Here is an 8208-nt window from a genome sequence, read left to right as displayed (position 1 = left end):
TCTCCTTTTGAATATTTTTTAACTTTGTCAACAAACTGAAAAGCGTAGAGACTACGCTTTTATTTTTATATCAAAGGCGGTGGAGTTGGTTCTATAGGCACTACAATTTGTCCTGTCTTCGCATCAATATGCAAAATCCAATATCCTTCATCCATCGCGCCTCTTAAATTTTCCTTAACTGGTTTCCAAACTACAAATCCCGTCATACCACCAAAAGGCTGGTCTGCAAGAGTAAAAAATCCTGGCATTCCATATACAATGTATTTTAATTCACCTTTTTCATCATTTACAAATCCCACAAGATAATGGTCAAAGCTTCCCTCCCTGTAACCCGTTTTAACTTTCCACCATCTATAACCTTCAAAATTTTTTTCAAAAGGCTTTACTTCTTCTAAAAAGCTCACTATGTTGTTAACATACTCTCTTAAATACTTTATATATCCTTCCTCTGTTTCTTCCTCAAACTTAAAAGAAGTTTCAGGTCGTTGTGTATCAGAATAATCTGTCAATACCTCAGAAGTTTCTTCAGATGCAGGAGTTTCAGATTGAACCTCTTCCAAAACATTTTGTGAAGTTTCATCTTTTTCAGTTTCATTTTCCGCACTTTCATACTCCTGTGGTATCGCAGTTTCAATTTCTCTTTGCTTAATTTCTCTATCATTCTTATCACTCTTTTCTGCTGGTGTTTCTTCTTTTACCTTTGATAAATATTTTTTATAAGCAGCCTTCCAGTTTGTTGTTTTTTTATTTATAACAGATGCCAAAGGCACTAAAATTTTTATGCCATCATGGGCTTCTATAAATGCTACAGAAAATTCCTCCCAACTAATTCCCGAATCTTTTACATCCTCTACATTGAAAGTCCATTCTCCTCCACCGCGTCCTTTATCATCTACTTTTATTGCTCCAAAATCTACAACAGTAACTTCTCCCTCGCCTTTTAGCAATTTCACATTATAGGAATACGTGGGATTAAGATTTTGCAAAGCCGCTGTTATTCTTCCTCTGTTCCCCCTAAACTCCACTTTTAAATAACCTGTCACTTCTTTTCCTTCAATAGAACATCCCTTGTCTTCTTGATTAAAGACAACATAAAACCTTTTATATATATTTATTGGCATTTATTCTTCCCCCTCATTTATCTTAAATATAACTTTGCAATATATATTATGAAAAGAGGGGGATTATTATTACTGCTTTGTCAAATCATAAATAACATTTGCCAAAGCAGCAAACTCCTCTATACTAAGAGTTTCTCCTCTTCTTTGAGGTGATAAGTTTGAAAGAGTAAAAGCTTTATCTATAATTTCTTTTGGAATTCCTAAAGTTTTTAAAGCATTGGACAAGACTTTTCTCCTTTGTCCAAAAGCAGCTTTTACCACGTTAGAAAATAACCTTTCATCTTTTACTTCAACTGAAGATTTATCAAGTATCTCTAATTTAACTAGAGAAGAATCTACTTTAGGTGGAGGAACAAAAACAGTTGGGGGTAAGTCAAAAAGCATCTTAGACTTTGCTTTGAAATTTACAAAAACTGTAAGTATTCCATAGTCCTTAGTACCCGTCAGAGCACAAATCCTTTCAGCAACTTCTTTTTGCACTAGTACAGTTATTTCTTTTACAAATTTACAATCTAAAAGCATCATTATTATAGGAGAAGTTATGTAATAGGGAAGATTAGCAACTACTTTAAAAGGTTTCCCTTCAAAATATTCATTAGCTATTCTATTTAAATTTGCTTTCATTATATCCTCATTTATGACAATTACATTGTTATAAATGTTAAGTTTTTCTTTTGATACGGCATAAAGTTCTCTGTCAATTTCGAAAGAAATTACTTTTTTAACTCTTTTAGCCAACTCTTCTGTCAAAGTCCCTAATCCTGTTCCAATTTCCAGTACAAAATCTTCAGGAATAACTCCCGAAGCAGTCACAATTTTTGTTAAAATATTTTTGTCAAAGATGAAATTTTGTCCCCATTTTTTCTTTACTTTAACTCCTTTTACTTTCATAGCTCCACCTCAAAAAATAAGACAGGGAAACCCTGTCTATTTTAAAATATAAACTTTCACGTATCTTCTTCCCCATTTAATTGTTTCCTCAAGAGTCGGGAAGAAAACATCAATTTTATCCCCTTTAATAGCTCCACCTGTATCTGCAGCAATTCCAAATCCATATCCTTCTACGTAAAGTCGTGTGCCCAAAGGTATAACCCTTGGATCTACAGCTATTACTCCCCTTGTAGCTTTCGTACCAGTAGCAGTTATCCCATAATTGGGATCTCCTGGTTTTTTGCCGGTATCTGCTACGCCATTAGTATAAGCAGTAGCAACCATAGTTCTAATTTCCCTATATCTAAAAGTCTCTCCTCTTGAAGTAGTAAAAACCCCTAGTGTTCCAACATACACAATTTGGTTTATCGGATTTTTTATTATCTTTTCCTCTATTATATTTTTTGCTACCTCTTTGCCATTTTCATAAGTAACTTTCATCACAATTTGTTTTTTCCCAACTTCTCCTTGTTGAACTACTCTTACTTGGCCTCTTTCCATATTGTCATTCTTTACTGTCTCTGTTTGATATGGTATATCTAGCTCTTGAGTAACAATTTTTTCTGTTACTTTTGTAACGTCGATGTACATGTACCTAAACACAGGCGTATCTAAACTCATATTTACTTTGTCCTGTGGTCCTAAAGTTATACTATTTTGTTGAAGTACTTCTTTTACATTAGATGCAGCAGTGTAAATACCCTTTGCTTTTCCACCCACACAGATAGTGATAGGAACTGCTCTTTTGATAGTCACCTTCATACCATTTTTTAAAGCAGTGTCTAAAGAAGGCGTTACTACATCTTCTTTTCTTAGTTTAATTCCTTTCTCTTCTAACAAATCTTTAACTGTTGATTTAAATGTTGTAACAACTATTTTTTTATCTTCATCCTGAAGGGTTATTTCCTTTTTTAAGCTTGCGTATGTTATAGCTCCGACAATCAATAATAGTATGGCAGCCAATGTTAGAAGAGCAACTGGTTTTTTAATTATTTCACCAAGTCGCTTTCTAAAATCGTCTGTATCCATCCCATAACCTCCTGTTAAAAATTTAATTTAGGGGAGTCGTAAGTAATTTTAATTCAATTAAATTGATTTGTCAAACTTTTATACACAATTTTTCATTTATGGTGAAATTAAACTTAATGATATTATACGCATTTTTTTGTCTTTTGATACCTTCCCTAAAAACAGGAGATTATTTTTTTTAAAATTTTTATTTGATATGGATGTTAAAAAGTTTCATGGCATTTTCAGCAGTAATCCTACAAACCTCATCACAAGACATATCTCTTAATTCTGCTATTTTTTCTGCTACAAATTTCACATACACCGGTGTATTCCTTTTTCCTCTATAAGGCTCAGGAGTAAGATAAGGACTATCTGTCTCAATTAAAAGTTTTTCGATGGGAACAGCTTTTGCTACTTCTTTAGGTTTTTTTGCATTTTTAAATGTCACAGGCCCCCCTAAAGAAATGTAAAAATTCATTTCAATTACTTGAAAAGCCATTTCAACACTTCCCGAATAACTGTGAAAAACCCCTATTAAATCTTTTGTCCATTCCTGTTTTAATATATCTAGTATATCTCCATGAGCATCCCTATCGTGTATTATTATTGGAAGATTTAGCTTTTTCGCAAGCCTTATTTGTTTTATAAAAATCTCTTTTTGAAACTCTTTGGGAGGGTCGTCGTAATAATAATCTAACCCTATTTCTCCTATTGCTACAACTTTTTCCTGTAAAGCTAATCTCTCTATTTCTTCCACTTTGTCAAATTCCCTTTGTGCATCATGGGGATGAATTCCAACAGAAGCATATATAAAGTCATAGCTATGAGCTAGCTCAATAGACTGTTTAGAAGTTAGGAGGTTAGACCCCACATTTATTAAAAATGTGAGGTCTTTTTTACATTCTTCAATAACTTTTTCTCTATCTCTATCGTATTTTTCATCTTCAAGATGAGCGTGAGAATCTACCAACAATTTTATCACTCCTTAGCTTATCTTTGCCCCACTTTCTATATCTTTGTCCACCGTAAGAAGGGACATTTTTCCTTCGGTAGATGCTGCTAAAAGCATTCCTTGAGACTCAATACCCCTTAGTTTTTTTGGCTCTAAGTTATATACAATAATTATTTTCTTTCCCACAAGCTCTTCAGGAGTGTAATAACGAGCAATTCCTCCTACAATTTGCCTTGTCTCCTCTCCCACTTTAAGCTTCATCTTTATAAGCTTGTCAGAGCCTTCCACTTTTTCGGCTTCCAAAATCTCTGCAACCCTAAGCTGAATTTTTGCAAAATCCTCAATAGTGATATAATCTATCTTTTTCTCTTCCTTCTCTGCTTTTTCTTCTATAACATTCAGTTCTTTATTTACATCTATTCTGGGGAAAATAATTTCTCCTCTTTTTACTTTTGTACCTTCTTTTAACAAGCCAAACTTTAAGCTCTCCCAAGTCGTCAAATCTTTTTCTATTCCTAATTGTTCAAACATTTTTTGCGGGGTATTTGGCATAAAAGGAGATACAAGTACTGCAATAAATCTCAAAGCTTCCGCTAAATTATACAAAACAGTACCCAATCTTTCCTTTTTGCTTTCATCCTTCGCTAAAACCCAGGGCATTGTTTCATCAATGTACTTATTAGCTCGTCTTACTAATTTCCATATTTCAATTAAAGCGTTGGAAAACTGAAGTTTATCCATGTACTCTTCAACAGTTTTAGGTAGATTCTGTGCAGTATTTATAAGGTCATCATCTACTTCTTCTTTTTGTGAAGGCTTTGGCAGAATGCCCTCAAAGTATTTTTCAATCATTGTAACAGTCCTACTCAGCAAGTTTCCAAGGTCATTAGCAAGGTCTGAATTTATTCTGTTTATCAAAGCTTCATTAGAAAACACTCCATCCGCCCCAAAAGGCACTTCTCTCAAAAGAAAATATCTTACAGCATCCACGCCATATTTCCTAACCAGCTCTTTAGGGTCTACTACATTGCCTTTAGATTTTGACATCTTGCCTCCTTCCAGTATAAGCCAACCGTGTCCAAACACTTTTTTAGGAAGGGGCAAGTCAAGAGCCATAAGCATTGCTGGCCATATTATTGTGTGAAACCTCATTATCTCTTTTCCAACCAAATGAACATCTGCTGGCCAGTATTTTTTAAAGTCGTCGTCATGGTCCGTAGAATATCCTAAAGCAGTTATGTAATTTGACAAAGCATCTATCCAAACATAAATCACATGTCTTGGGTCAAAAGGTACCTTTATACCCCAGTCAAACGAACTCCTTGAGACAAACAAATCCTCCAAACCTGATTTTATAAAGTTTATCATCTCATTGCGCCTTGACTCAGGCTGTATAAAATCAGGATGTTCATCATAATATTGTAACAGCCTATCCCCATATTTAGACAATTTAAAAAAATACCCTTCTTCTTTTACCCTTTCTACTGGTCTACCACAGTCTGGACATTTTCCATCTACAAGCTGGCTTTCTGTCCAGAAAGATTCACAAGGAGTACAGTACCATCCTTCATATTCACTTTTGTATATATCTCCTTTTTCATACAATTTCGTGAATATTTTTTGTACTATTTCCTCATGATATTTATCGGTTGTGCGAATAAATTGGTCATTGCTTATATCCATTGTCTTCCATAAATCTTTTATCCATTCAACTATCCCGTCTACATATTCTTTAGGAGACATCCCTTTTTCTCTTGCTATTCTTTGAATTTTTTGCCCATGTTCATCAGTACCGGTCAAAAACTTGACATCATATCCGGTAAGCCTTTTAAATCTTGCCATCGCATCTGCAGCAACTGTAGTATATGAATGACCAATATGTAATTTATCACTGGGATAATAGATAGGTGTCGTAATGTAAAAAGTCTTTTTCATATCCATCCTGGTTACCCAAACTGTACAAAACTGCACAGTTCAGATAGCTGGGGTATTTGTAGTCCGCCCTTCAGACTTTCCCAGCCCCAGCAGGCGGTATTTGGGAAAGCCATAGCCCCTGCCCCAAGAAGCAGGAACTTGCGCCCTTAAGGGCCTCTCCACTTACCCTGAATTAATAATTCCTTCAGGGTAGAGAAGTCTCTTTTTACCTTCTCAGGAGAGAGTGGCGTTACCACCGCTACCTTGAGAACTCGCCAGAAATCATAGGTACTAAAACTTGTTCCATACAGAGGTCTTAGCACCTTTCCTGGCTCACTCTCAAGGCTTTGTATGAGTTTTATTGCTTTGTTTATCTCTTTTAAATGCTTTTTCTTTATATGTATGTTTTTAACTGTTTTCTTTACATGCTCTTTTAATTCTTCTAATTCTTCTACAGTCAATGCGTTGAGAAACTTTATATAATTGTCTGGTATCTTTTCTTGTAGTCCTAATCCTCTTCTTGCTATTACATAGGCTGCTGCTATATCTTTTGTTATCATATACTGTGGAGAATATTTTAACATCCCTATTATTGATGTGTAAGAAGGGTCTACCTCTATTACTTCTATCCCTTCTCTTTTTGCCAGTGTTTTTATTTTTGAAAAAAGTGATTTATAGCTAAAGTTATGTCTTATTCTTCTTGATTTTCTCCCTGAATAGTCCCCTCTTTTACCTTTTTCTTTTATTTCTAATTCTTCAATTACTATTGCTTTTACTTTTTCTTTTGCTATTTTTACTATTTCATGAGCATAGTGCCATCTGAAATATTCTTTTTTGTCTTTGTCTCCACTTGCAAGCTCTGGCATTGCTATACTGCCATAACTTATTAGATTCCCTTTTTCATCTACTTCTGCCCATGATATGTTGTCTGGATATGCGTTTACATCTATTCCTATGACTCCTTTTTCTTTTGTTATTTTTATTTCTGGATATTCTTCTTCAATAGCAAAATAGGCGTATATACTGCCATTTTTGAGTTTTAATTCTACAGAGTAAGGTATGTTTGATTCTGCAATTTCCTGCAGAAGTTCTTCTCTTCTCTTATTCTTTTTGTAGCCTGCTTCTATTCTGGCATATACATATTTTCTTTCCCCTACATTTATCCTTAAGAAAGTGCCATTTTTTCTTACTTCTATTCTTGTGTTGAGATTTCCTTTTTTGCTTTTATCTCCTCTTGAATAGAGTTTCCATTTTCTTTTCTCTTGCCATTTTGTTTTTAATTTTTTATACTCTTTCCCGTTTATATGGCGCTTTTTTAGTTTTCTAAATAAGTCTCTTCCTCCAAAAATGACTTTCTTTGGATTGTTGCCTAATTGTCTAGATGATTCTAATACACCTCTTGCTTTCATTATTGCATCATCTACATATCTTGAGTTTAAATTGAAAGTTTTCGGAAGGTCTCTTTTTAGTGTTTTTCTTTCATAACCTTCTAAAAGCCTTTTGTATGCAAATCTCATGCAGGAGGACCATCTTCTCATTAAGTCTAATACTGTTTGTTTGTCTTGTTGGTTTGGAAAAATAAGTTTAGCCTGTATTACTATCATGCTTTTTGCCACCTCTTTTGTCCGTAAATTCTTGCTGCGAAAGATGTTATTATTGATATTAAGTCCTCTGCTAGCTCTTTAGTCCATTTACTTCACTTGCTATCTTATGTATGACTTCATACTGCCATTTTCCTTCCCTTTGGTGTCCTAACTGGGGTTATTAATCCTTCCTTTTACCAGTTTATTAATGTAATTCTCACCATATCATACAGCTCTTTAACCTTTTTTATAGGTAATAACATTTGTCATCACCTAATTAAAATTATGTCATTTTTTACTACTAATTTCAACTGTTTTGACCTCCTCTTTTTTGTAAATAAAAAACTCGCCCCCACATAAGGGGCGAGATTGTCGCGGTACCACCCCTCTTCACATGCGCCTCACGACGCATGCCTCACAGAGTGCTAACACACTCCTACCCTGTAACGGGAGTCCCCGGTAAAACCTACTAGCCTTCGGCAGTACGGCTCCGGAGCCATCTTCAAAAGCCCAAACTTTATCGGTTCGCACCTCGCCCGACTCTCTGTGAAAGTTCAAGCTTTTTACTCTTTCCTTCATTGCCTTTTACAATATCTATTTATTCTTTAATATACCCTTTATAAAAAGTATTGTCAACTACCTTTTCTCTTATACTTTCTTTATTTTCATTCTTTCTTTTACAAACTCAATCGCATCA

6 protein-coding genes, 1 pseudogene and 1 other annotated feature are annotated in these 8208 nt (G+C 34.6%); all 7 genes and pseudogenes read right to left on the bottom strand.

Features of this window, described 5'->3' with window-relative positions; translation table 11 throughout:
* Positions 1-65 precede the first annotated feature (65 nt).
* Complete coding sequence (locus tag M663_RS0104650) at positions 66-1121, bottom strand: hypothetical protein (RefSeq protein ID WP_029688117.1); 1056 nt, start codon at positions 1119-1121, stop codon at positions 66-68.
* A gap of 69 nt (positions 1122-1190) precedes the next feature.
* Entirely contained in the window at positions 1191-2012 is an 822-nt protein-coding gene (gene rsmA / locus M663_RS0104645) for a 16S rRNA (adenine(1518)-N(6)/adenine(1519)-N(6))-dimethyltransferase RsmA (protein ID WP_029688116.1), read from the bottom strand.
* 36 nt (positions 2013-2048) lie between these two features.
* A complete protein-coding gene (locus M663_RS0104640; protein WP_029688115.1) occupies positions 2049-3080 on the bottom strand; it encodes a ubiquitin-like domain-containing protein in 1032 nt (343 codons plus the stop codon).
* A gap of 187 nt (positions 3081-3267) precedes the next feature.
* Entirely contained in the window at positions 3268-4035 is a 768-nt protein-coding gene (locus tag M663_RS0104635) for a TatD family hydrolase (RefSeq protein WP_029688114.1), read from the bottom strand.
* A 12-nt stretch (positions 4036-4047) separates the two neighbouring features.
* Positions 4048-5949, bottom strand: coding sequence for a methionine--tRNA ligase (gene metG, locus M663_RS0104630; RefSeq protein WP_029688113.1), 1902 nt, complete (start codon positions 5947-5949; stop codon positions 4048-4050).
* Positions 5950-6095: 146 nt separating this feature from the next.
* A complete protein-coding gene (locus tag M663_RS0104625) occupies positions 6096-7532 on the bottom strand; it encodes an IS200/IS605 family accessory protein TnpB-related protein (RefSeq protein ID WP_029688112.1) in 1437 nt (478 codons plus the stop codon).
* Positions 7533-7660: 128 nt separating this feature from the next.
* A pseudogene (locus tag M663_RS15255) lies at positions 7661-7774 on the bottom strand (IS607 family transposase); the annotation flags it as partial.
* 93 nt (positions 7775-7867) lie between these two features.
* Positions 7868-8099, bottom strand: a binding site (T-box leader).
* Between the last annotated feature and the right edge of the window lie 109 nt (positions 8100-8208).

This window comes from Thermoanaerobacter sp. A7A (assembly GCF_000445185.1).
GTDB lineage: Bacteria > Bacillota > Thermoanaerobacteria > Thermoanaerobacterales > Thermoanaerobacteraceae > Thermoanaerobacter.
This window is presented reverse-complemented; position numbering and strand designations above follow the sequence as displayed.

Bases quoted from the DNA above. Each gene is read 5' to 3' on its own strand.
- rsmA (WP_029688116.1), bottom strand. From the start codon at position 2,012: ATGAAAGTAAAAGGAGTTAAAGTAAAGAAAAAATGGGGACAAAATTTC.
- metG (WP_029688113.1), bottom strand. From the start codon at position 5,949: ATGAAAAAGACTTTTTACATTACGACACCTATCTATTATCCCAGTGAT.
- M663_RS0104650 (WP_029688117.1), bottom strand. From the start codon at position 1,121: ATGCCAATAAATATATATAAAAGGTTTTATGTTGTCTTTAATCAAGAA.
- M663_RS0104640 (WP_029688115.1), bottom strand. From the start codon at position 3,080: ATGGATACAGACGATTTTAGAAAGCGACTTGGTGAAATAATTAAAAAA.
- M663_RS0104625 (WP_029688112.1), bottom strand. From the start codon at position 7,532: ATGATAGTAATACAGGCTAAACTTATTTTTCCAAACCAACAAGACAAA.